The organism is Algoriphagus persicinus (assembly GCF_035156415.1).
Lineage (GTDB): Bacteria > Bacteroidota > Bacteroidia > Cytophagales > Cyclobacteriaceae > Algoriphagus > Algoriphagus persicinus.
Genome location: NZ_JAYEEY010000003.1, coordinates 155,355 through 180,051 on the forward strand (window position 1 = coordinate 155,355; position 24,697 = coordinate 180,051).

The 24,697-nt window shown below is 41.8% G+C and carries 21 protein-coding genes; 8 read left to right on the forward strand and 13 right to left on the reverse strand.

What is annotated here, in order from left to right; translation table 11 throughout:
• Positions 1–7: 7 nt before the first annotated feature.
• From U3A58_RS03745 to U3A58_RS03775, 7 genes are read right to left on the reverse strand one after another with little or no spacing between them, the layout of a single operon-like run.
• Positions 8–1,000 (reverse strand): glycosyltransferase family 4 protein, encoded by a 993-nt coding sequence (locus U3A58_RS03745; protein ID WP_323822049.1) that lies wholly within the window; start codon positions 998–1,000, stop codon positions 8–10.
• Entirely contained in the window at positions 997–2,214 is a 1,218-nt protein-coding gene (locus U3A58_RS03750; RefSeq protein ID WP_323822050.1) for an O-antigen ligase family protein, read from the reverse strand. The genes U3A58_RS03745 and U3A58_RS03750 overlap by 4 nt, the downstream gene beginning before the upstream one ends.
• Positions 2,211–3,422 carry a glycosyltransferase family 4 protein gene (locus U3A58_RS03755; protein WP_323822051.1) on the reverse strand — a complete coding sequence of 404 codons (1,212 nt, stop codon included), beginning with the start codon at positions 3,420–3,422 and terminating at the stop codon, positions 2,211–2,213. Before U3A58_RS03755 ends, U3A58_RS03750 begins: the two co-directional genes overlap by 4 nt.
• A complete protein-coding gene (locus U3A58_RS03760) occupies positions 3,391–3,543 on the reverse strand; it encodes a hypothetical protein (protein WP_323822052.1) in 153 nt (50 codons plus the stop codon). Before U3A58_RS03760 ends, U3A58_RS03755 begins: the two co-directional genes overlap by 32 nt.
• Before the next feature lie 27 nt (positions 3,544–3,570).
• Complete coding sequence (locus tag U3A58_RS03765; RefSeq protein ID WP_323822053.1) at positions 3,571–4,641, reverse strand: glycosyltransferase; 1,071 nt, start codon at positions 4,639–4,641, stop codon at positions 3,571–3,573.
• A 3-nt stretch (positions 4,642–4,644) separates the two neighbouring features.
• Positions 4,645–5,589 carry a glycosyltransferase family 2 protein gene (locus U3A58_RS03770; RefSeq protein ID WP_323822054.1) on the reverse strand — a complete coding sequence of 315 codons (945 nt, stop codon included), beginning with the start codon at positions 5,587–5,589 and terminating at the stop codon, positions 4,645–4,647.
• The gene (locus U3A58_RS03775; RefSeq protein ID WP_323822055.1) at positions 5,576–7,123 is read right to left on the reverse strand and encodes a lipopolysaccharide biosynthesis protein; all 1,548 of its coding nucleotides are present in this window, start codon (positions 7,121–7,123) and stop codon (positions 5,576–5,578) included. Before U3A58_RS03775 ends, U3A58_RS03770 begins: the two co-directional genes overlap by 14 nt.
• A gap of 292 nt (positions 7,124–7,415) precedes the next feature.
• Between U3A58_RS03775 and U3A58_RS03780 the strand changes: the two genes are divergently transcribed.
• The 5 genes from U3A58_RS03780 to argJ all read left to right on the forward strand — a co-directional run bounded on the left by U3A58_RS03780 (position 7,416) and on the right by argJ (position 13,267).
• Positions 7,416–8,609 (forward strand): polysaccharide pyruvyl transferase family protein, encoded by a 1,194-nt coding sequence (locus U3A58_RS03780; RefSeq protein WP_323822056.1) that lies wholly within the window; start codon positions 7,416–7,418, stop codon positions 8,607–8,609.
• 378 nt (positions 8,610–8,987) lie between these two features.
• The gene (gene argB, locus U3A58_RS03785; protein WP_323822057.1) at positions 8,988–9,800 is read left to right on the forward strand and encodes an acetylglutamate kinase; all 813 of its coding nucleotides are present in this window, start codon (positions 8,988–8,990) and stop codon (positions 9,798–9,800) included.
• Positions 9,801–9,806: 6 nt separating this feature from the next.
• Complete coding sequence (locus tag U3A58_RS03790) at positions 9,807–11,000, forward strand: aspartate aminotransferase family protein (RefSeq protein WP_323822058.1); 1,194 nt, start codon at positions 9,807–9,809, stop codon at positions 10,998–11,000.
• Between the two features lies 1 nt (position 11,001).
• Positions 11,002–12,045, forward strand: coding sequence for an N-acetyl-gamma-glutamyl-phosphate reductase (gene argC, locus U3A58_RS03795; protein WP_323822059.1), 1,044 nt, complete (start codon positions 11,002–11,004; stop codon positions 12,043–12,045).
• A 10-nt stretch (positions 12,046–12,055) separates the two neighbouring features.
• Positions 12,056–13,267, forward strand: coding sequence for a bifunctional glutamate N-acetyltransferase/amino-acid acetyltransferase ArgJ (gene argJ / locus U3A58_RS03800; RefSeq protein WP_323822060.1), 1,212 nt, complete (start codon positions 12,056–12,058; stop codon positions 13,265–13,267).
• Between the two features lie 108 nt (positions 13,268–13,375).
• On the opposite strand, the gene U3A58_RS03805 is transcribed toward argJ, so the two are convergent.
• From U3A58_RS03805 to U3A58_RS03825, 5 genes are all read right to left on the reverse strand, one after another.
• Positions 13,376–13,984, reverse strand: coding sequence for a Uma2 family endonuclease (locus tag U3A58_RS03805; protein ID WP_416377277.1), 609 nt, complete (start codon positions 13,982–13,984; stop codon positions 13,376–13,378).
• Positions 13,985–14,083: 99 nt separating this feature from the next.
• On the reverse strand, positions 14,084–15,331 hold the full coding sequence (locus U3A58_RS03810) for an NAD(P)/FAD-dependent oxidoreductase (RefSeq protein WP_323822061.1): 1,248 nt from the start codon (positions 15,329–15,331) through the stop codon (positions 14,084–14,086).
• Positions 15,332–15,402: 71 nt separating this feature from the next.
• On the reverse strand, positions 15,403–16,407 hold the full coding sequence (locus U3A58_RS03815) for a 4-hydroxyproline epimerase (RefSeq protein ID WP_323822062.1): 1,005 nt from the start codon (positions 16,405–16,407) through the stop codon (positions 15,403–15,405).
• A gap of 168 nt (positions 16,408–16,575) precedes the next feature.
• The gene (locus tag U3A58_RS03820) at positions 16,576–18,030 is read right to left on the reverse strand and encodes an aldehyde dehydrogenase (NADP(+)) (RefSeq protein WP_323822063.1); all 1,455 of its coding nucleotides are present in this window, start codon (positions 18,028–18,030) and stop codon (positions 16,576–16,578) included.
• Positions 18,031–18,153: 123 nt separating this feature from the next.
• Complete coding sequence (locus U3A58_RS03825) at positions 18,154–19,044, reverse strand: dihydrodipicolinate synthase family protein (RefSeq protein ID WP_323822064.1); 891 nt, start codon at positions 19,042–19,044, stop codon at positions 18,154–18,156.
• 131 nt (positions 19,045–19,175) lie between these two features.
• On the opposite strand from U3A58_RS03825, the gene U3A58_RS03830 reads away from it, so the two are divergent.
• From U3A58_RS03830 to U3A58_RS03840, 3 genes are all read left to right on the forward strand, one after another.
• Positions 19,176–20,054 (forward strand): AraC family transcriptional regulator, encoded by an 879-nt coding sequence (locus U3A58_RS03830; protein ID WP_323822065.1) that lies wholly within the window; start codon positions 19,176–19,178, stop codon positions 20,052–20,054.
• A gap of 201 nt (positions 20,055–20,255) precedes the next feature.
• Positions 20,256–20,789 carry a hypothetical protein gene (locus U3A58_RS03835; RefSeq protein WP_323822066.1) on the forward strand — a complete coding sequence of 178 codons (534 nt, stop codon included), beginning with the start codon at positions 20,256–20,258 and terminating at the stop codon, positions 20,787–20,789.
• A gap of 13 nt (positions 20,790–20,802) precedes the next feature.
• A complete protein-coding gene (locus U3A58_RS03840; protein WP_323822067.1) occupies positions 20,803–21,012 on the forward strand; it encodes a hypothetical protein in 210 nt (69 codons plus the stop codon).
• 38 nt (positions 21,013–21,050) lie between these two features.
• Here the strand turns inward: U3A58_RS03840 and U3A58_RS03845 are convergent, their stop codons facing one another.
• Positions 21,051–24,695 carry an ABC transporter permease/M1 family aminopeptidase gene (locus U3A58_RS03845; protein WP_323822068.1) on the reverse strand — a complete coding sequence of 1,215 codons (3,645 nt, stop codon included), beginning with the start codon at positions 24,693–24,695 and terminating at the stop codon, positions 21,051–21,053.
• Between the last annotated feature and the right edge of the window lie 2 nt (positions 24,696–24,697).

A 24,697-nucleotide genomic window follows, 5' to 3' on the forward strand; every position in this document is an offset into this window, starting at 1 on the left:
GCTAAGATTATGAAAGAATTGTTTCCCATGTTTCTGATGCAGTCCTCTCCCAACTGAATTCCTGTGCCCGATCCAGACCCCTTACACTACAATCCACGTAAAATATCTGATCACTTACCAATTTTTCTATGCCTGCCTGAATCGCTGAAACGCTCGTTGGATCCACGCAAAGTGCCGCCCCACCGGCGATTTCTGGAAGAGAACTTGTATTGGAGGTCAAGACTGGCGTTCCTGAAGCCATAGATTCGATGATTGGTAAGCCGAATCCTTCCATCAATGAGACAAATAAAGTAGCATGGGCACCCTTGTATAATTTGGGTAAATCGTGTTCTTCAATAAAACCCAAAAACCGAACCCTTTTTTGGATGCCGAGGCTAGTTATCAAGGCGTCTAGTTCTGAATCTTTATTTCCCGAAAGGTAAAACATGAAGTCATTGGATATCCTTGCTTTTGCAAAAGCAGAAAGCATAGCTGGCACATTCTTGTTTTTCCTCCGGTTCCCGACATACAAAAAATATGGACGCACACTTTCATATTCTTCCTCATTGTGTAGAAAATGACTATCCACTCCATTGTATATCACTTTGATCAGGTTTTGGGGAATGCCCAGAAGCTCAACCAACTGACTTTTGCTGAAGTGAGACACGGTGATGATTTTCTTCGCTTTTGGCGCCAGCCTGGCGATCACCTGTTCATAATAGATCTTGTGCAGCTTCGAATAATAAAACAAGTGCATCAGGTCATGCACAGTGAAAATAAAAGGAATCTTAGAAAAGGCAGGAGGCATAAAGGAAGGACTGTAGAACACTTCTGCGCTTGACTTCTTTATTTCCTCACTGAGCATTAAGGGCGAAAGCATACTACCCAATCCCATTTTGCTTTGTACATATTCACATGAGGCTTCTTTGGGGACATAGTTCATCACTTCCTGATACAGCCTTCCAATACCTGTATTCCCTGCCCAGCGACTGTCGATCAATATGCATTTTTGACTATTCATAAGCTGAGTTTCATATTTTGGAAGTTTACCGTGCTCCAGCTACCGATGAGAAAAGTCAGGCAAAAATACATCACCACGTCATTATCATAGCCAGAATACAGGATCATCATGATCGCCAAGATCGGGAGGAAAAGCGCGATCCATAGTCTTGGATTGGCTGTCTGACGCCAAAAATCACGTATCAGCCAATAGAGGAAAGCCAAAAATGACAGGAATCCTACTAGTCCCAATTCTAAGTAGGTAGAAAGAAACGTATTGTGAATATGAGGCTCACCTCGGTAGAATTCGGCATATTTTCCTAGAAATGCCGGTGCACTCATAAATCCGTTGCCAAGCGGAGAGATCATATCAAAATGCTGGAAAAATGCTTTCCAGTAAACTAATCGTATTCCCATCCCATCATTAGAGGAAGTCAGAGAATCGACACGGATTACATTTTGAAGCACAAATGGCAATGCTATGACTAGAATAAGAAGTAGTGCTATTTTCCATTTTTTCGTCACAGACATCCAAACTAAGAAGAATACACCAAGTAATAAGGCAACAATCGGAGTACGTGATAGGCTCAAAAAAGCAATCAGAAATACAAATGCAATTCTCCACATTGAGAGTTTACTTTTCAATACCACAGGAATACAGATAAATGAAAATCCCATCAACGCTATGCGAGCGCCAAACATATTCTTGTCATCCAAACCCCAAAAGTACAGCGAGTCCCGGTACAGCGAACTAGCCTGTCCAGATGTTTCGCTTCCTGAGATGAGCTTGAAATCAAACCCTTGATGATAGATCAAAAGCTGCACAAAAGAAAGCGCCAGCACTAGGAGAAGTACGGTGTCCAGTCTATGGATCAGGGATTCGTTGTCCCGTGAACCCAGCCAGAGCAAAGCAAAAAACAGAAAGCAGAAATTAAAAATCAGCTTGGTGATATTAGTCAGCGCAAGAGATTCGCCAGGAAAATGGATAAGATAGCTGATTATGGCATAGGAGCTAAACACAACTAAAGCAATAGCCCATCTCGGGAAATTCAGCTGTGGGATTTCTCTGTAGAAAAAGTAAGAGCTGACCAGAAAAACCAACGGGTAAACTTTCACTGGAAGAAACATGGAAATGATGGAAATCAAAAACAGAGATTCAGCAATTGAAAGAGCCTTCCATTGGTTTCCATCAAGTGTTACCGCAGAATTGATTCCTGTGATTTCCGGTGTGCTCATTTGAAAACATCGATTATAGGCTTCTCTACTACCTGTTTCAACACTGCTTCATATTCCCCGATCATCCGGTCAGCATCCAATATCGAAGCTACAGAAAGGCGCGCATTTATGTAGAATTGATTGTATAGCTCAGGATTTTCATAAAGCTTACGCATTGCATTGCTCAAGGAGTCAGGCTTCACATCATAGCAATACAAGCCATTAACGCCACCTTTTACGGTCTCTTGAAGGCCGCCTCTTTTGTTAGCAATCACAGGCACATGATTGGCTAATGCTTCTATTGCAACCATCCCAAGAGGTTCTTCCCAGAGAGATGGTACAACTAATACGTCGATTTCGGCCAAGAATTCTGTGGAATTCACATAGCCTACAAACACTATCTTAGCGTCCTTAGCTAGTTCTTTGAGATGCTGCACGTAAACGGGCTCACCTTTTCCCGCAATTCGTAGGTCTGTATCAAAATCTAATTTCTTAAACTGCTCGATTAGCCATTCCAGCCCTTTTACTTTCGAAAGTGTACCCAGGTATCCGAAGCGGATTTTCTGTCCGGATTTTCTGGCTGGCTGTAAAGGTGGATTGGATAAGCTTCGTGTGTTATAAATAATATTTTTGGAGGCATTGGCAAAATACCCAAAGTCTATAAATCGTTGCAAGATGCTATTGCTGATACCTACTACTGCCGAAACTTGCTTAGACTTCTCTGAATGATTGCTTCGCAATAGCCTGCAGCTGAAGCACTGATCTTCACAGGTTTGCTCATTTTTGAACATGTTGCTGTTGGGGCAAAGCAAATACAGATCATGCAAAACCTGAACGATGGGAATACCTGCCTGATGAATCGGTGTCCAAACAGCGGTAGACCAGCCAGCAAGATTGTGACAAGAGACTATATCAGGCTTTTCGGCAAGCAAAATTTCTCGTACCACTTCAGCCATTACCTCATTTGACTGATCTCTATAGTGCCAAGCTAATCTAGAAAGCTTACTTTTCTTTGCTTTGGAATAAGGCCAATACCCATTTTGGAGTCCTGCCCGATACACAGTTACTCCTTCCACCTGCTCTTTTCTCAACCCCTCCTCAGGCATCAAACTCAACACCACAACTTCATGCCCCAGAGATTTCATTCCTTCCACGATCAGCTTCAGGGAGATCTCTGCACCACCTTCGATCAGTGGGCTATAGAGAGAATTGATGTATAGTATTTTCATGTGATGATAATTGTTTTTTAAAGGCCACATAGCCTGTCCCGTCCGCCGCGGCGGATCGGGAGAATCTCGCATGGTCAATAATCATTCCTCTGTGTGACGCTAGAATCATGCTCGATTTCATGTGTTGGATTTAGCTGAAAAAACGAATTTAATCGAGCAAGGTCTTATACAGGTCAATTAACTGAGCAGACACATTTTCTTTATCATTTTTCTTTTGCACCATTTCCCGCATGCTAAGTCCTTTTTTCCTCAAAGATTCTGGATTATTTCGTTTCAGGGAAATGGCTCTATGAATTTGTTTTTCAAGTGCTTCGCGGTGTTCTGCCTCGGAAGCATAGGTGTAGTCAAATACGTTTTCTCCAGCATCCAAGTCATCAATAGTGCCAATTCTCGGGCAGATGACAGTTCTCCCATAAGAAAATGCCAAGATCACAGTTCCTGAATTCAGGCTGCTTTCCAGCGAATATGGAAGAATGAGTAAGTCTGAGTGATGAATAAAGTTTGGTAAGTCCTGGTCGGGAATGAATTTCAACTCCAGTGTCATATTGCTTGCTTCAGAAGCTAGGTGTTGTAATTCGCCTTGATAAGATTCAGAATTCGGATTGCCAGCAATTGTCAGGTGGATATCAGTTGGGAATTGCTGAGCGATTTCAATAAGTAATTCAATGTTTTTATAGGGCTTGATGGCTCCTAGGAAAAGTAGCTTCAATGGAGAATTAGATTCGACCGAGTTTTCAGGGCACATCGGACCATAGACATCGATAAAGTCTGGATGTGGAATGTGGACGATTTTGGCCTGTAGATTTGGATATTGGTTACGTAAAATATCTTTCGTGATCGAAGCATGAATTACAACAGCATCTACTTGAGCGACGATTTTCCGGGTTAATGCCCTACTTAATTTTCCTGATTTTTTCTCGTGGGAAAGCCTGTTGTGCATCGTCCATACCAGCTTCTTTTTCCCAAATTTGATGGCAGCCAGCACCACCAATTTTCTAATATAGCTTTTCCACATGCTGTTTGCACTGCTATCATCCAGGTTCTCAAACCAATTTAGATGAAGTAGTTTGATCGATTGAAAATGGGCTACAGAAGTTAAAAAATCATCCAGTGGACTCACTTCAAAGCCATGCTTTTCCAGTCCATTGACCAGAATATCGATGTATTGATTTTCCTTGTTCTCGCAGGGATTGAAGATGATTTTGATAGGCGAATTCATCAATTAGGATCGGTTTGAATTCATACTTTTAGCAAGCGCAACCCCAATGTCTTTGATCGACAACCCGAATTTTTCCCGGGTATTCATCCAAATTTTTGCTTTCTCCAGAGGATTACTGCGCATAGAAAGCATCATGGTGTAAAGCTTCTTCTCATGCATGTACTTATCTTTTTCCTTCAGCAAATGCTGATAAATCACCTTTTCTGAAGGATGTGGAGGATGGTTTTCCAGGAAATCTTTCAGCCAGTCCGCATAGCTCAAGTCAGCCATCATCTTATGCAAGTCATTTCCTGTGGAAGTAATAGAAAGTTTGTTGCTGCGATACTCGAAAATGGGGGTATTGCTATGCGCAATCCCGTTTTTCGCAGAGGCGATAAATGCCGTGATATCATCGGATCCCCAGGCCAGAGGGAGTTTATAGAAGCCGCCTTGTGCCCCTAGAGCCGAAGTGTTATACACGTAATCCGAGATATAATTTGACCGTAACTGGCGTAGGCGATGCCAGATCGAATCATAGACATACTCAAAGGCCGGAAGTGCTGGTGTGAGCACCAGATCATTCCCATCATCGTCTATGATTTTGCTGCGGCAATGATAGACATCCAAGGTTGGGTAAGTTTGGATCAATTTTTCAAACTCAGCTAAATAATCTGTCGCCAATCGGTCATCATCACCCATTATGACGATATATTCCCCAGTCGAAAGTTCCAGACATTTGTTCCAATTGTCCACTAAATCATAAGCTCCTACATTCTTTTCATTCTTGAAATAGCGGATTCTAGGATCGGAATTTTTCAAAACAATCTCTTCAACCGGCTCTGGAGAGCAATCATTCAAAATAATCAACTCGAAGTCTAGGATGCTCTGATCCAAGATGCTGTCAATGCATTCTTGGAGGTATTTGCTCTTATAAGCAGGAATACAAATCGAAAATTTAATCTTGCTCATGGGTTGGTTTTCTTTTGAAAAGTTTCGTGCGAAGAAATTCAATATCTGCGGATTTGATGATGAACAGGAAGTGGAATGCGACAAAAATCGTAGTGAAAATGGCCGAGTTTACTATGATTCCTAGCAATCCTTCAGGTATTTCTATCCATTTTCCTATGCCAAAAGCAAAGCCAAATGCAATCACAGCACCTAAGACAGATGGTGAAAAAGCACCGAAAAATATCTTCTTACTATCCAGCTTGAGCACTTTAGGAATATAATAAATATAAAAGAAACCGATCTGAATCAGCATATAAACTAAATACCCGATTACAGCCGCACCTACATTGAGCGTGGGTGCCAGGAATACGGTAATTGGAAGCGATAGAATACAAGCCGTCGCCGAGGAGTAAATCAGGAATCGGGTTTTGCCAGAAGAAAGCACCAAGCTAGCCACGGGCGTATTGTGCATATTGAGAAGCACCGTGAGTAGCCAAATGTTCAGCCAACTAGTCAGATGGAGGTAATCTTTGCCCATGTAGAGAAGCAGTATTGACTCCGAATTCAAGATCAGAAGAAAAACAATAAAACTTAGAAAAAAAGAAATGTAGCGGGTTGCTGTAAAAACCATCTTTTCCATCTTGGAATGATTTCCCTCTTGATAGACTTTGGAAGCCGAAGGCAATAGCACCTGGAGAAAGATCGTCCCAAAGGATATAATCAGCATGGCAATCGTCTGAATCACACGATAATCTGTCAGTACGCCTATACTCGAGGCGAATTTGGCTAGCAGAATTGGCCGCAATTCATTGGCTGTCAGCTGGAATAGCCCCATCAGGAATATTGCAGAACTATAGCCGATTATTTCCCGGAAAATCTTCCCGTCCCACTTTGGGGTAAGCAATTGTCCCAAAGGGATTGGGAAAACGCCTAAGCGAAGCATATTCAGTGGGATAGGAACTAGCGTGGAAATTGTATAGAATAGAAAATAGAGAGGCAAAGACCACTTGAAGTGAATCGCCATTATAGCCACCGCAAAATTCAAGACGCTGCTGACTACTGTGACGCGGTTTACATAGCCCAGCTCATCTTTGGCGCTGAGCAACTGTATAATGACATTCGATAGCCAGTTCAAAACCGTGCTGCCTGACAGAATGTACATCATCATCCGGTATGTTGGGATTTGATCGGGATTTAAATTGAAAAACAACTGACCGTAATTGGCCATGAGTATGAAAATCAGTGCGTTTACCAGTCCGATAGTGCCATAGAAAATGATGCTGGAGCGTGAAGCTCTTCCTATATTGTCCCAGTCTGCCTTGGCTTCCCACATGGAGAAAAAGCGCACAGAACCTACATTCATCCCAAGATCCATGAGCCGTAGATATGCATTTAGCGAGAATGCAAGTGCGATGAGTCCATAATCCGCTTTGCCGTAATAGCCTACCAAAAGTGGAATGGTGACAAACTTGGCAGCTGCATCTAGGATTTTGGCTAAAATCCCCCAGACTGAACCTGAAAAAATACGATGGACTGCTACTGGTTTGGTGCTCAAAATAGTCTTTTGATGATTTTGTACTGAATTTACCTCCTACTTACCAAAAATAGTTCCTGAGCTTAATTTCTTTGGATTTAAAATCAAGTATCTTTTTTGCAAGGAAGATTCAATATGCGACGATGAGGTTATTGTTTATGTCCCCGTATCTTAATCAGTAGACAAGAATGTGAAAACCAAAATCAGGCAAGGTCATTCTGTCTTCGGTCAACGGTCTTCCAGCCAAGTCTCTTATTTGACGAGTTATTGCAGGTTTGATTTCGATTGATCATATATTTTAATATTCAAACACATGACAAAAGTCTTAATTATAGGTGCTTTCGACCGTTATAATTATGGGGATCTACTTTTTCCATTGGTGATCGAAAGTCAACTGAGTTCATACGGGGATAAATTCCAGTTTGAATATTTTGGACTGATAGAAAGTGACCTATCCAAAGTAGGCGGGATTCCAACCCAAGGAATAAAGAAGTTTTATAAGGCATGTAGTGATCCTTCTGATCCCGTTCATGTGATTATCGCGGGAGGAGAAGCATTGGGTGTCACATGGAATTCACTTTATGCAGCACTTAATCCTCTTTTTCAGCAGATCAATAAAAGGCATGTGAAGGTGAATAAGGTGATGGATCTGAATGCCTGGACCAAAAAAATCCTGAAAGGAAAGACAATCCTGCCTTTTGTGTTTGATAAAAGTGATTTTGCTGGCGTTCAGTCCGTGATCTTGAATTCCTTAGGCGGATCCGGACTTAGCCCCGCAGTTTTCGCCAAATACGATTTCCTAAAAGAAAAGCTTCAGAATACAGATTATTTTGCCGTCCGTGATCGGCTGACTGTGGAAAACTTGAAGGAAAGCGGGGTCAGTGTAGCTCTTTTTCCAGATTCTGCTATTTTGATGTCTGAGTTTTATCCCTTGGACTTTCTTCGAACTAAGGTAACTCTGGAAGTGGCTGAATATGTTGATGCGAATGGAGGCAATTATGTTTTTGCACAGATCAATAAGAAAACTACCCGTGGGCATGAGCGGTCTATTAGCAGCGGACTGGATGAGATAAATCTGAAAAGCCAAACTGATATTTGCCTGTGTCCAATTGGAAAAGCACTCGACCATGATGATCATGAAGCCTTGGAGGAACTTGGCCAACTAATGAATACATCACACGTGTATTTTGATGCTGATAATATCTGGGATATTATGTACTTGATCGCTAATGCGAAGTGTTATGTGGGTACGAGTTTGCATGGAGCAATTACAGCGATGAGTTTTGCTGTCCCGTATGTCGGTTTGAAAGTGGAAAAACTCGGGGCTTATTTAGCAACTTGGGGATTGGAAGGAAATCAGCGCGCAATTGATTTTCCTGAAATTTATGAGCAATTCAAAGTTGCTACAGCTGCATCAAAAGAAGCATTGGAAGCTTCCAGAGATCTTCAGATTGCGGAGATCAAAAAGGGATTTGATAACATGGTGAAGGTGTTGGAAAGGGGGTGAATCACTAAAAATGTATAATATTTGTGATCGTAATCACAAAATATACATGTAAAAAGTGATTTGGGATTACAGTTTTCTTTAAAAAACCATATTTTCAACTGCCACCTTGTCACCTTACTCAGGCAAATAATTAATTTATATTTGTCTTTTAAGAGGTTTGAGTTTCACTATTTCAACAACATTGTGTCATTCTGCAAAATATACTCTTTCGGTACGAAGGTTGTTAAAATAGTAGCGGCTTAAATAAGTTAAACCTGTATTTATCAAGTTTTCCACATTTTAAAAACTGTCATTCAATTCTGATTTGTTTCCATATCTGACAGTCTACAAGGGAAAGCCAGGTTAGGAAAAAATCAATTTAATATAAAAATAGTAGCAATGTCTAAGCAAAGAATTCTTATCAAATATGGTGGGAATGCGATGATCAATCCCCAGTTGCAGCAGGAAATCGCTGCCCAGATTTTTAAACTTCAAGAAGCGGGATTTGAAGTCATCATGGTGCACGGAGGTGGGCCATTTATCAATAAAGCATTAGAAAAGGCAGCCATCAACTCACACTTTGTAGATGGCCTAAGAGTGACAGAAGCTAATGCTTTCGTAGAAATCCAAAAAGCCCTGATAGGAGAAGTCAATGCAGACTTGATCTCCACGCTTAATCAAAATAAATTGAAAGCAATTGGCCTTTCCGGAAAAGATGCCGGAATGGTCCGAGCCCAAAAATATTTGCATAAATCAGCTGATGGCAGTAGTGTGGATTTAGGATTGGTGGGAGAGATTACCGAAATTGATAATGCATTAATTAGTATGCTTTGCGAAGCCGGTTATGTTCCCGTGGTCGCATGTGTAGCTGATGGCTACGATGGAGTATCTTATAATATCAATGCGGATACCTTTGCAGGGAAACTTGCGGCGGCAGTCAGTGCTGATCAACTAATTGTACTGACGGATGTGGATGGGCTTTTTCTCAACTACCCAGATCCTGCTTCAATCATTCACGAACTCAATGAAAGTGCCGTGAAAGAGCACCTGGGAAGGACCATCCAAGGGGGAATGATCCCGAAAATCCAATCCTGTGTGCTGGCACTGAAAGAAGGCGTGAAAAAAGCCATCATTCTAAATGGCACCAAGCCTGAGCAGATTGCAAAATATGTGATTGATAATGAGAAAATTGGAACAACTTTGACACTTTAAAAGACTATGACGAATCAAGATTTATATACCAAAGACAGAGAAAATTACTTACCCACATTCAATCGCTTTCCTATAGCTTTCATCAAGGGAAAAGGAAGTAGGCTCTGGGATGCTGACGGTAAGGAATACATTGATTTATTGGCTGGGATAGCCGTGAATAATGTAGGACATTGCCATCCCAAGGTCGTGAAAGCGATTCAGGAGCAGGCAGCGCAGCTGATGCATATTTCGAATTTTTTCGTGAGTCCTCAGCAGGTGGCACTGAGTGAATTACTGGTGAAAATCTCAGGCCTAGATCGGGTATTCCTGACTAATAGTGGGGCTGAGTCAGTGGAAGGGGCGATCAAAATAGCCAGAAGATATGCTCACAAACATGGCAAAGGAGGCAAAATCATTTCTATGAATAATTCCTTTCATGGAAGAACCTTGGCTACCATTGCTACTGGACAAGAGAAATATCAGCAAGGATTTGCTCCTATCCCAACGGGATTTGCGCAAGTTCCTTTTAATGATCTTGCGGCAGTGCAAGCTGCCATTGACAAGGACACAGCAGCTATAATGGTGGAGCCTATCCAAGGTGAGGGCGGAGTTGTACCTGCGGAAAAAGCTTATTTAGAAGGACTGAGAAAGCTCTGTGACGAGAAAGGTGTATTATTGATTTTTGATGAAATACAATGTGGAATCGGCAGAACGGGGAATTGGTTCGCAAAGGACTATTTCGGAGTGCAGCCGGATATCATGACCTTAGCCAAAGGCCTAGGTGGAGGAGCGCCAATCGGAGCTTTGCTGTGTAATGAGAAAGTAGCCAGTGCCATTGAGTATGGTGATCACGGTACGACGTTCGGTGGAAATCCACTGGTCGCTGCTTCGGCGATAGCGACTATTGAGGTGATCAATGAGGAACAACTTTGCAAAAGAGCAACAGAAACAAGCGAATGGCTTAGAGGTAAGTTGGCTGAGTTGATAGTAAAACATGATGAGCTAGAATCTGTCAGAGGGCTAGGTTTGATGCTGGGAGTCAAAATGAAATCCGAAGCCAAGCCACTTGTGATTCGTTTGCTTGAAGAGGGGATAGTGGCAAATGCGACTGCAGTAAATATTTTGAGACTGGTACCGGCATTGAACATCAGCAGAGATGAATTAAATATTTTCCTTGAAAAGCTAGACCAAATCTTAACCGAAACTGCAGTTACTGCCTAATATGAGCCTTCAAAAATTAAAAGTAGCCATAGTCGGAGCGTCTGGGTTTACAGGCTCTGAATTGGCGAGATTACTTCTCAATCATGAAGGAGTATCTATAGAAATGATTACTTCAGAGTCTCATGTAGGCAAACCATTTTCGGACTTGCATCCACAGTTTTTCTCTAGATTGGATATTCCTTTGGTGAGTGCTGAAGAGGTGAGTAAGAAAAAACTAGATGTTATTTTCTTGGCTTTGCCGCACGGAGTTTCTATGGATTTTGTAGCCAAATGGAAAGATTCTGGTGCGAAAATCATTGATCTTTCTGGAGATTTTAGACTTTCTACCAAAGAGGTCTATGAAGAATGGTATAATAAAAAGCATAGCTATCCAGAAGGGTTCCAAACGGCTGTGTATGGAATGCCTGAGCTTTTCGCAGAACTAATCAAAACAGCAAATCTTGTGGCTAATCCAGGCTGCTTCCCTACAGCTTCTATTTTAAGTATGGCTCCGCTTTTTGCGAAGCAGCTAGTAGAGGAAAAATCTCTGATCATCGATGCTAAGTCTGGTCTTACAGGAGCTGGGATAAAGGCTAGTACCACTACACATTTTTCTAATGTGAATGAGAATTTCAAGGCCTATGGCATAGCAGGTCACCGACATACGATTGAGATTGAGGAGCAGCTAGGAGCTTTGGCTGGTAATCAGACGACAGTTCAATTTACACCACACCTGCTTCCTGTAGATAGAGGTATTTTGGTGACAGCCTATGCAAAAATCAAAGGAGAGATGACTCAGGCGAAATTGACCGAAATTTATCGTAATTTTTACCAGGACAAGCCTTTTGTTAGGTTGAGAAATCAAGCTCCAGGAATCAAAGATGTACGTGGAAGTCATTTCTGCGATGTGTTTCCTGTTTGGGATGCGAGGACAGAGCGCGTCATTGTCATCTCAGCAATTGATAATTTGCTAAAAGGTGCCGCTAGTCAGGCGGTTCATAATATGAATTTAATGTTTGGAATGGCCGAATCGGAAGGTTTGAGTCAAGTACCATTAAAACCTTAAGAAGAAAAATATGATTAAAAATATAACTAACGTACGCGGTATTAAATGCTGGGGTGCGCATACTGGAGTGAAATCAATGAAGCGGGATCTTGCTATTATTTACTCAGAAGTACCCGCTGCAGCTGCCGCGACTCTGACGCTAAATAAAGTGCGGGCAGAACCGATCAAAATCACGGAAAAAAACCTAGAAAATAACCGGGCTCAGGTGATCATCTGTAATGCTGGAAATGCGAATGCTTGTACTGGCGATCAGGGCAGAGAAGGAGCTGAGGCTATGGTGAAGACTACAGCTGAGTTATTGGGAATACCAGAGGAAGATGTAATCGTGGCATCTACCGGGATTATCGGAGTGGAGTTTCCTACGGAAGATGTGGTGGAAGGCCTGAATGTCAATATTCCTAAGTTGAGCAATGAATTAAAAGCTGGGTCTTTTGTAGCCAATGCGATTTTGACAACAGATACTTTCGCAAAGGAAGGATTTGTTGATTTCCAGCATGAGGGTGCTGTAATCAACCTGGGAGGAGTGGCAAAAGGATCAGGAATGATTCATCCAAACATGGCTACAATGCTGGCCTTTATTGTGACTGATTTTAATATTGATGAGAAATTACTTCAAGAAGCAGTAAGCTATTGTGTAGATAGGTCATTCAACATGATTACCGTGGATGGCGATACTTCCACCAATGATATGGTCGCTGTGATGGCCAATGGATTGGCTGGAAATAGAAAGGTATTAAGTAAAGAAGATCCTGGATATATAATTTTTTTGGAAAAACTTCTTGGGCTATTGACGCATTTGGCTAAGCTCATCGTATCCGATGGAGAAGGAGCATCCAAGTTTATAGAATACAAAGTCACTAAAGCGAGAACTGAAGCAATAGCTAGAATTCTGATTCGGGCGATTTCTGATTCTACCTTGGTGAAAACGGCCATGTTTGGTCGTGATCCAAACTGGGGACGTATCATTGCAGCTGCTGGGAACGCTGGCGTTTCTTTCAATTACAAAAAAGTGAATCTATTTATTGGAGACCAAAACCATCTCGTGCAGGTCTTGGACAAAGGGAATCCTGTAGATTTTGAAAAATCGTACATGAAGAAATTACTTCGGGAATCACACATTCGAGTTCACTTGGAACTCAATACAGGCGAAGAAGAAGGTATAGGATGGGGTTCCGATCTTACCACAGACTATGTAATGTTCAATTCGGTTTATACGACTTAACCGATAGGGTTTTTATATCAAACCGTTATCCTGCTTCTCTTGAAGCAGGATTTTTTTATGTCTAGATAAATTTACTTTCTGACTAAATCCAGTACTATGAAACCGCAATCAATCTATCTTCTCAAAGAAATATTCCAGATCAAGCTTAAAACCAGCGATACAATCTGACTTTACAATGTCACCGTGCGTGAAAAGTCGGGAAGGAACATAGTTGCCATCTACCATCTTGTTGATGATCAACGTCTCCTCTTCGGGGTGAATAACCCAATATTCGTTTACGCCGGACTCTTCATAAACTTCATATTTGTTTCTTAATTCCTTTTTATTGTTTCCAGGAGAAAGCACTTCTACTATTAAGTCCGGGGCTCCGACGCACCCGGCATCATCCAGTTTAGACCGGTCACAAACTACACAAATATCTGGCTGAACTACCGTAAATATCTCCTCGTTCTTTTTGGATTTGACAGGTAATCTCACATCGAAAGGGGCGATAAATACCTTGCAATTTTTTCCGTCTAGATGTATCAAAAATCGAGAATGTAGTAATCCAGCTACTTCCTGATGCTTTCTCCTAGGGGCAGCGGCAGCAGAACGAAATACTTTTCCCTTTATAAGCTCGACCATTTCATCTATCTCCCAAGTCAGATAGTCCGCATAAGAATACACTCCGTATTCTGTAAATGGCTCTTGTACAGTGTCTTTCTCTTCAGGTTTCATTATAGCAATTTAATGAAATGGTTCAGGTTTTATAAAAAAAAAGTCCTTCGAAGTTTTCAAAATTTCGAAGGACTCAGTCTCAAGTACCATAATTCAAGTTCAGCTATATCTCCCTACTTCAAATCCTGTCAATTCCAATGCTGTATCCTTCTGCTGATGCAATTCACTTATGATTTTCCCTGAGGCAGGAGCAAGACTGATCCCCATCATGGAATGCCCGCTGTTTACCATCACATTGGAATAGCCAGGTGCAAAACCTATATAGGGCAGTCCATCTGGAGAGCAAGGTCTTAGTCCTTTCCATATGTTGTTTTCGTCAGGAAATTTTGCTTCAAATTCCGGGTAATAGCGATTGATGGATTCGTAAATTCCCTTTACTCGATTGAGGTTGATTTTTTGATTGGTACCAGCGATTTCCATTGTCCCACCGAAGCGGATATGTGAGCCATAAGGGCTGACAGCCACTTTCATTTCTGTCAAAATCGAAGATTGCATAATCTCAGGCTTGTTCACTTGTAAGAAAGAATAGCCTTTTCCACCCATCATAGGAAGGGTAAAGCCCAATAAATCAGCCAATTCCCCAGACCAAGAGCCTCCACAAAGGATTACTTTATCCGCTTCGATTTTCCCTTGATCTGTGAGGACTGCGTTGACAGTATTTCCATTTTTTTCAAAACTCTGAACGATAGTGTTTGGTAGGGATTTCACACCTTTTTCCTGAAGGAAGCGTTTCAAAAATTCATATAGCTTTCCCGGATCCAAGTGCGCATCTCCTGGGAATCGAACCGCTCCACGGGCTTTTACCTCCAGATTTGGTTCAAACTTTCGGATATCTTCAGGACTTAGGATATCTGCTTCCAGACCGTGTTTTCTTGCCAGGTGAGCAAATTCAATTTCTTCTTTTTCAACTGCATCAGTTTGATAAATCATCATTAATCCTTTCTCCTGTAAAGCAATCGATGAATCGGGATGCTCATCCCGGAATTCCTGATAAAGTGCTTTGCTTAGCAAACTTAGATTCTTCAAAACAGGGACACTCCGCTTCACATGATCAGGATTTGCAGCTTTATAGAATTGGTAACACCATTTTATAAGTTTGGCGTCCATTCGAGGATGTATATAGAAAGGGCTTTTGGAAGAGAACATCCAGGAAATACCCTTACTGATCATGCCGGGAGCAGCCAGAGGAATAATATGACTTGGAACGATCATGCCGGCATTGCCCGTGGAGCAATTCACTTCCATATCGCCCTGATCGATTACAGTGACTTCGATTCCTTCTTTTTGAAGAAAATAAGCTGAGAAGAGTCCCACTATTCCGCCGCCGATGATGATGGTTGGTTTCATGAATAAGTATCAAGTAGTTAGTATCAAGATGGAATACAATGCATGTAGGGAGTCTTGTTTCTAATGTCTTTTTATATCACTTGGAACCCATGTACATACGGATCATCGTCATCAAGGATGATGGTGTTATATCCGTAAACTTTAGCCCAACCTTCAATACTTGGGATAATGGCTGGTTTACCTGAAATCTCTGTTACTTCTTCGATTCTTCCGATAAATTTGGAGCCAATAAAGCTCTCATGGATAAAACTCTCTCCCGGTTTCAGAAGCCCTTTGGCGTACCATTGAGCCAATCTTGCTGATGTGCCCGTGCCACAAGGAGAACGGTCAATCGCTTTATCTCCGTAGAAAACGGCATTACGGGCAGTGCTCGTTGGATCTAGTGTTTTTCCTGTCCAAAGTATGTGGGAGATGTCTTTGATGGCGGGATGCTCTGGGTGCACAAAATCATATTTCTCATTCATCTTCTGGCGAAGCGAACGAGCCATAGCGATTAATTGCTCTGCTTTGAAATGTTCCAGGCCTGGGAAATTCTCCTGAGGATCTATGATGCAGTAGAAGTTGCCCCCATAAGAGACATCTACGACGAGTTTTCCCAACTCATCGGATTCTATTTCCAATCCTTCTGCGGCCAAAAAACTTTTGACGTTGGTGAGCTTTACGGATTTCACCTTGTTACCTTCTTGCTTATACTCGACTAGAACCAAACCTGCTGGGGTTTCCAATCTTAGCTTTCCGGGAGTTTTAGGGTAAATCAATCCTTCCTCAATCGCAATCGTCACCGTCCCAATCGTGCCATGCCCGCACATAGGTAGACAGCCGCTGGTCTCAATAAAGAGCACAGCGACATCATTTTCTATATTATGCGGAGGAAAAAGCATCGAGCCGGACATCATATCATGACCTCGTGGTTCGAACATCAATCCAGTCCTGATCCAATCCAAATTGTCCAGGAAATATTGGCGTTTTTCAAGCATATTATTTCCTTTTAGAAAGGGAACTCCGCCTGAAACTACCCGCACCGGATTGCCACAAGTATGGGCATCGATGCAGGAAAAGGTGTGTCTTGTTGACATTAGTTGTTTCAAAATTGGAAGAACCTGGCCGTGGTGGATAGAAAGATTCGAAAATAGCCTAGAAAGTGAGCAAATCTGGATAACACTCAAATTTCCAATGGTAACTTATTTAGAAATAATTGAGGTGCATCGTATGCACATAATTCCCAAATCCAACCTCGTGAATCCCTAGATTTTCTCAGTGGTGAACTTGCCATTTATCTGTCTAGTGATTCCAAGTGGATTTTCGTTCTTCAATGCATCAGGAAGCAAAGCGGCTGGCATATCCTGTAAAGCAATCGGTCGGGCAAATCGCTTGATTGCATGAGCTCCAACAGATGTGCTATTTACACTAGTAGTAGAAGGGAATGGCCCGCCATGCTGCATCGCATAGCCTACCTCTACACCAGTTGGAACTCCTGCAAATAGCAATCGTCCACATTTCTCTTCCAAAAGATTAATCAGTTCAGTGTTGGCTTTCAGCTCAGAGGAATCCGCCCACAGGGTAATGGTAAGCTGTCCATGAAGTTTTTTGGCAACCTCTATAAGCTCGGCTTCATTTTCATACACTACCATCAAGGCGAAAGAGCCAAATACTTCCTGCTGGAAAAGATCATCTGCGATCCAATCGGCAGCTTTGATCTCTGCCAATGCCGGGCTTCCATTGATTAAATGACCTGCATCTGGCACTTTTACCCAATTCAGTTCTGATCGCATTTTAAGATTGTCTAGCGCAGTGTAGTAGGAGCTCGCAATTCCTTCGTGAAGCATAGGGCTATCTGCAGCTCCTTTCAACGCTTCCGATATCGCATTTTCAAATCTGCCTGCCAATTCTTTCGGTACAAAAATCAACCCCGGGTTGGTACAGAATTGCCCTGCTCCTAAGGTGAGTGAGCTGACATAGCTTTGAGCCATAGGGACTAATTCATTGTTCAACCGCAACGGAAAGGTAAAAATCGGATTTACAGAGCCCATTTCAGCATACACTGGTATAGGCTCCTCACGATCACTTGCTATATTAAAGAGAGATTTTCCTGCTCCGTATGATCCAGTAAAGGCTACTGCTTTTGCCAAAGGATGCTTCACTAGATCTTGCCCCATTTTTACTCCACCTTCCACATGAGTGAATACTCCCTCAGTCAAACCAGATTTTTTAACCGCCTTGGAAATGCATTCGGCTACGAATTTTGAAGTATCAGGATGTGCTGGGTGGCCTTTGTAGATCACTGGGCATCCTGCTGCCAAAGCTGAAATGGTATCTCCGCCTGCAGTGGAAAATGCCAATGGGAAATTACTCGCTCCAAAAACCACCACTGGACCGATCGGAATAAGCATTCTACGTATGTCTGCTTTTGGCAAAGGGGATCTTTTTGGATCGGCCGGATCAATGGTTGCTTCCACCCAGCTTCCTTCTCTTAGCTGATTGGCGAAAAGCTTAATCTGGCCCGTAGTACGTCCTAATTCCCCATTAAGTCTGCCTTCTGGAAGATTCGATTCTTTCACTGCTATAAGTACAATTGCACTTCTATTCTCTTCGAGGGTTTCAGCTATTTTCTCTAGAAAATCAGCTTTTTTAGCACCTGAGAGATTTTTATAAGATAAAAATGCTTCTTGAGCAGCTGAAAATATAGTATCGAGATTCATAAGATTGTAATATTTATAAGATGAAAGATTAGCGAGTTTTTAGTTTAAAGCCTGATGAGAACGGGTCGAGGATTAAATGCTTTTCTGCTTTAATTACAAGACCACTTATCTAAACATTCTAATCTACAATTTAGGTCTTTTCGCCAAGCCGTTGGTAATGATTTTCTCAATTCTTGCTCTTTCTTCTCCGATCAAGGTCAATCTAGGTGCGCGAACGTGCTCGGAACCTATACCGCAATGCTGCTCGGCAAGTTTTATGTATTGAACGAGTTTTGGATGGATATCCAATTCCAAAAGCGGTAAGAACCAACGGTAGATTTCTCTTGCTTCTTCATTTCTACCTTCGTTGATCAAGTTGAAAATTGTCACCGTTTCCCTGGGAAAGGCGCAAACTAATCCAGCTACCCAGCCATCTGCACCCATGACCAATTCTTCCATCGCAAGCGTATCGACACCACAAAGCAATTTGAAGCGATCCCCAAAGCGATTGCGCATACGAGTGACATTAGAAATATCCCGAGTGGATTCTTTGATCGCCTGGATGTTTTCACATTCTGCCAGCTCAGCAAACATTTCCAAAGTCACCAAAGTCTTGTAATCCACCGGATTGTTATAAATCATAATTGGCAGTCTGGTACTGTTCGCTACTGCTTTGAAATATGCCACCACTTCTCTTGCGTCAGCTGCATATCTCATCGGGGGCAAAATCATCAAGCCTGCAGCTCCTAGTTCTTCCGCTTTTGCAGCCCAAAAAAGAGCATCTTGAGTGGCTCCTTCTGCGATATTCAAGATAACAGGGACTTTACCGTCTAGATAGTTGACAGTTTCTCGGGTCAAGGTGATTTTTTCTTCCTGAGATAGAACAGAGCTTTCTCCCAGAGTACCACCAAGGATAATTCCGTGCACTCCGGATTCCAGCTGGAAGTCAATGTTTTTGAAAAATAACTCCATATCCAAACTTCCGTCAGCATGGAATTTAGTCGTCACAGCGGGGAATACACCTTTCCAGTTCATATCGTTTTTTCTTTCAAAATTAGGTCATGCATTAATTTCATGAAAGGGTTTATTTAGTAAATAATGACTCTATTTTGATCAAAAAATGATTATAATTGAGATTGTTTAGCAATTTAAGCCTATTATCACCAATGAGTAAGGTAATATCCTTTCAGATTCCGAAATCTGAAAAAACGTTTATTCAGTACCAAGAGGATCGGGGGAAGCATTTTTACGATAACCTTCATCAACACCCCCAAGCTCAATTAACTCTTATTTTAGAGGGGCGCGGTCAGTTGCTGGTTGGGGATTATGTTGGGAGGTTTGAGCCCGGGGAAGTGTATTTATTGGCAGAAAGTATTCCCCATGTTTTCAGGAGTGATGCTGATTATTTTCAGGAGCAAAGTGAACTCACTATAGCAGGAAATACGATTTTCTTTGATTTCAAAGCAGTGAGTGGTGCTTTTTCGGAGGTGGAGGACTTTCTTGATCTTATACATCTAAATGAAAAAATTTCAGGATGCTTTAAAATTACCGGAGAAATAAGGGATGGGATAACGGAGTTGCTTGCTCAGTTTGGAGAGTTTTCAGGATTGACTAGACTTCGACAGTGCATTCATATTCTATCGCTTTTGGATTTTAATTCTGACAATATAGTTGCACTAAATCAAATTCCAGTTCTAAAGACCATGACTGAGCGAGATGGCCGTCGCATGGATCAGGTGATGCGGTTTATTCTTGAAAATAGTACTAGGCAGATCAGTTTGGAAGAAGTGGCTGAGCAGGCATATATGAGCAAAGAAGCTTTTTGCCGATTTTTTAAGCTAAGGACGAGAAGGACTTTTACAAAATATGTGCAGCAGCTGCGGATCACAGAGGCTAAAAAGTTACTGCTTGAGACAGATTTGAGTATTTCTCAAATTTCCTTTCAGGTAGGTTTTCAGACCTTGTCACATTTCAACAAAACATTTAGAAGTTTGACAGAAATGACTCCAAAAGACTGGAGGAAACTGGAATATGTGAAACGATGATGTGGGAGAGTATTTTTCAGTATTGAGAATAATATTCCCCAAATTAGGGCGATGAGAACGTGTTTCTTTTAATTATATTATTGATGGGGGAGAAAGTTAAAAGCGTTTAAAGGTCTATAAATGAGATGCTGGACTTCTTTGAGAAAAACATATTTGTTCATGGCATTGGGTTTGGTTAGGTGGAAAGAAAACAAACCGATTATGAAAAAACTAATTTTATCCCTTACCCTAATGCTTGCTGCATTTGCTTCTTATGCTCAAGTAACACGTGATATTGAAGATATCAATGACGATAATTCGTGGTTAAAATTGGGGTTAAATCTTGGAGTGCCAGTAGGAGATTTAGGTGACTACTCATCTTTTGCTTTTGGGTTGGATGTAGCCGGTCAGTTCATGCGTACAGACAATTTCGGTCTCGGTGTGGTCACTGGTTATACCAAATATTTCAAAGATTCAGAGGTAGCTGGTGCTCAGGACTTTGGAGCAATCCCTCTTGGCTTGATGCTTAGATACTATCCGGAGCCATCCGGGTTCTTTGTAGGAACTGATTTAGGGTACACATTTTTGACTGGGGATGCTGCCAGTGATGGAGGGTTTTATATTCGTCCACAAGTAGGTTACCATAATTACGACTGGAACATTTTCGCTTTTTATAATCAAGTCTTTACCTCTGCTCCAGCCATGGATATTCAGACTATTGGTGTGGCGGCGACTTATAATATTAGATTCAAATAATAACTAACATACCATGAAAGATCAATTGAAAAAGTACTCGGAAAGTGTGGCATTATTTCTAATTACCATGGCCTTTTCCGTCACTGCATTTGCTCAAGATGGAGGATTGGATATCGATGTGAACATCGGTAAAGAAGAATGGTACCAACAGCCTTGGGCTTGGATAGTGGCTGGTGCAATATTTGTCCTAATTTTGGTAGCACTGCTTCGAAAGAGAAAATAGTAAAAAAGGGTAGCTTCAAGTTGAAGCTACCCTTTTTTTTACCTGACTTCCACACTGGTCGTGTTGTCGTCGGGAATTCGATCAATTAATTTATTGAAGGGATCGATTCCGGCTTTTGCTGGTTCACCTTTTACGCTGATAGTGAGGGTAGTCTCACCGGGTTTGAGTTTATACTTTTGGATATAAAGTGGGTTTACCCGATCTTTTCCATTCTCATCCTGATCATCTGCTGCGAAGATCCCTACATCGATGTAATCGCCTTGATAATCAGCATTTGATTCTTGTCCGGCCGAATCAGCATAGAGTTTTTGAGACTTCAATCTGAGAGTTACTTCGTATTCTCCTTCAGCTACTTTTGTGGCAGTCACTTGCTCAGCTTTGTTATCATACAGAGTGATTTTGTTCCAGGTATCATCGAGGTAGTATTTCAGACTATCGGGGGTATGGGCATCCAAATGTCTATATAAGTCGGCACTCCCAGGAAATGGCGGAGTAAGCTTCAAGCCAAACTCAGCATTGAAATTGTACAGTGCACTGTCAATCGCTTCTGCCCCTATCAAATCCCGCAATCCGTATAAAATCAAACTGCCCTTTTGGTACCATTGATAGGAGCGATTTGTGTTGATAAACACATTTTCTTTTTTGCTCTCATTAGATCTACCACGCAGATATCCGTCCAGCTCATCTTTTAGGAAACGTTTCATATTCTCTTTTCCATACTTTCGTTCCGACAAGATCAGCGCAGAATATTCGGCCAAAGCTTCGGAGATCAAATTGGATCCTCGAGTATAATTTGGCGTGATCTGATGCCCCCACCATTGATGCGCGAGTTCATGTGCTGTCACGTAATAGACATAATCAAAACTATTGGGATCAGAGAAATCTGCCACCCACCCGAAGCTTTCTGCAAAAGGGACTGTATTTGGAAAGGACTGCGCAAAACCTGCATAACGCGGGAATTCCAGAATGCGCATTTGTCTAAATTGAAATGGTCCGTAGGTCTCGGAAAAATAGATTAATCCATCTTTGTATGACTGAACAAATCGATCCAAATTATACTCATGCCCTTTTTGGTAATAAATCTCTATATCAATTTTCTGCCCATTAGGCAAAGATGCTTCGTCCCTAAGGATTTCATATTCTGCAGAAAGTACAGAGAAAAATGACTGAATTGGCGTGTCTTGAATGTAATGAAAATACCTTCTATCACCTTCAGTCCATTCTTTTTGCAAATATCCCGGTGCTACGGCGATTTGACTTGGGATAGTACTTACTGTAGCTTCAAACTGGATAAAATCAGCCTCGTCTGAAAACAACAGCGTTTTTCGTCCATATGGGTCATCGTGTGGAGGCAGATCTTCCGGTTTTTCGGATAACTCATATTCCCTTCGCTTTTCATCACTTTCCATCTCATTGCCTGATGAATAGCCAATGTCAGGCATGCCGCCTGCTATGAAGGAACCATTATACACCAACTCCCTTCCGAAGCCTGAATTAGGGAATTTATCATTGATCACCTTACTTTTGATCATTAACTCAAGCGTGTCACCAGGCATCATAATCCTAGGAAGTGCTGTGATCTTGTACCATTCCCGTTCTGCTTTTTTGCCAAAAATCTGAAACTTAGCCGGCTCATATACCAGTGGGATCCGGTAAGGCAATTCAGCGTCATTGTACAAAACCTCAAATGAGGTGAGCCCGGTGCTATTGAAATGCACAGAATCTATGGGTATATCAGTTTTGTTCACAAGTTCTATCTGAGCCTCGAAATAGGCATCTCTTTCCATGGGATAGAGATTGGCTTTGAGATTGACTTTGGTGATTTTTGGCTGAGGCAAAAACTCATATTGCTTCAGTTGCTTCTCATAGGCTACCTGTCTTTTTTCACCCTCCTTAGCTGTTCGGTAGGTATTCTTATAGACGGTGGACTGGTAGATGTATCCTCCGGTCAGTATTGCTACCAGCAGAAACACATAAGAAACTAGTGCAGTCTTTTTGCCCAGTTTTTTGCGAGCCGTAGTGAACCTGCTTTTTACAGAATTCTCAATTCCTCTGCTGAAGAAAATACTGAAAAATAAAATCAGGAAGATCCCAAAAGCTGTCCAGTACAGATTATACCAGAAAAGGGGCTCACCAAAGTGACCCAATCCATTCATGTCGCTCCAGCGATATGCCGGTTTGTAGGAAAAGAAGAATAGGTTGAAATCATAATTGGCAAAATCCCGAAGAATAATGATCAAAACCCAAATGCCAATAGCTGCTGCATGTCCAGCGAATTTGTTATTCACCACCAGATGTACGGCAAAGACCAGCATGACCATCTGCAGGTAATCGGGAAGTGAAATAAGGTAGCTATCTACCAAATAAACCCCGAGGTCATAATTGAAATAGCCCTTCAGCGTCTGGATGATAAGGCCAACTATAATTGGAAGCGTAGTGAGCAGCAAGCAGACAAATGCCATCCCGGAAAACTTGGAAGCGATCACTGCCCCGTCTTTTACCGGAAAGGTATCATTGATGACTGAGTAGCCAGAAGCCTTGTCTCGGTGGAGAGTTTCTCCTGTGAAAAACACGATAATGATGAATACGAAGAGATTGTAATCAAAGGTCTTGTATTCCATCAGGAAGGAAGTGGAAGGGAAATTAGGAACACTATAAAGCGTATTTCCAATCCAAAAGTCTAAGATCAAAAAGACCATTCCACCCAGTAAAATTGACCTGAAATAAACGTCTTTGGTAATATTCTGTACTTCAATTTTTGTAAGGGTAAGGAAGCTGTTCCATTGATAGCTGCCTGCAAAGTTCGCTTTAGAAATTACTTGCGAGAGACTGCCTGCGAAAGGTAATGAATCCTCTTTTTTTGTTTTTTTCTGGACAGTTTTGAAGAAATAGCTAAAACTGAATCGAAAGTATGCAGCTATGAAAAACGCCAGCCCTATCCCTGACCAGATTAATCTGTTCCACAATAAATTCCCTGATAATGGTAGAATGAAGTTGTTCTGCTCAAAGGGAGTCAGGTACCGAGTTTGATAATCGAACGTATTCAGTCCAAATGGATCCAGCAGCTGTACGAGATCTTTGTTTTCTATATCTCTTGCAAGGAAATTGGCGAGGAAATAGGCGATGAAAACTACGATGCCACCCGAGTAAATTGATTTGATATTTCTTGTGAAAACGATTAGCGCAAAGAATAATGTTGCCGCAAACCAGAGGTTGGGTAACGTAAGGGTCAGCCAGGGCTGAAGGTAGTTCATCAGTTCATTCGGACCATATCTCAATGCGTCCGTGCCAAAAGTAGGGCCGAGTAAGCTTCCCAAAAAGATCCCAATCAAACTCCCTAAGGAAATAAATAGCAGGGTGAGGAAAGAACCCCAAAATCTCCCCATGAAATAGGAGAATTTTGAAATGGGATAGCTGAATAGAAAAGTCCCTGTTTTGTGCTCCAGGTCTCGATAAAGAGGGACTCCCATCACCGCCGAAGCTATCAAGATTCCAAAAAGAGAAATCAATAGCTGAAGATTTGCGATGACTATGGGTGCATTGTGATATACTTTTTCGGAAGCAGGAGTATTTCCGAACCCGATCAATAGCATAGCTACGACCAGCAATAGTCCAAAGTAAATATAAGTAGCCGGCCGACCAAACCGGTATCTCAGCTCAAAAATGAAAATGTCTAAAAACATAG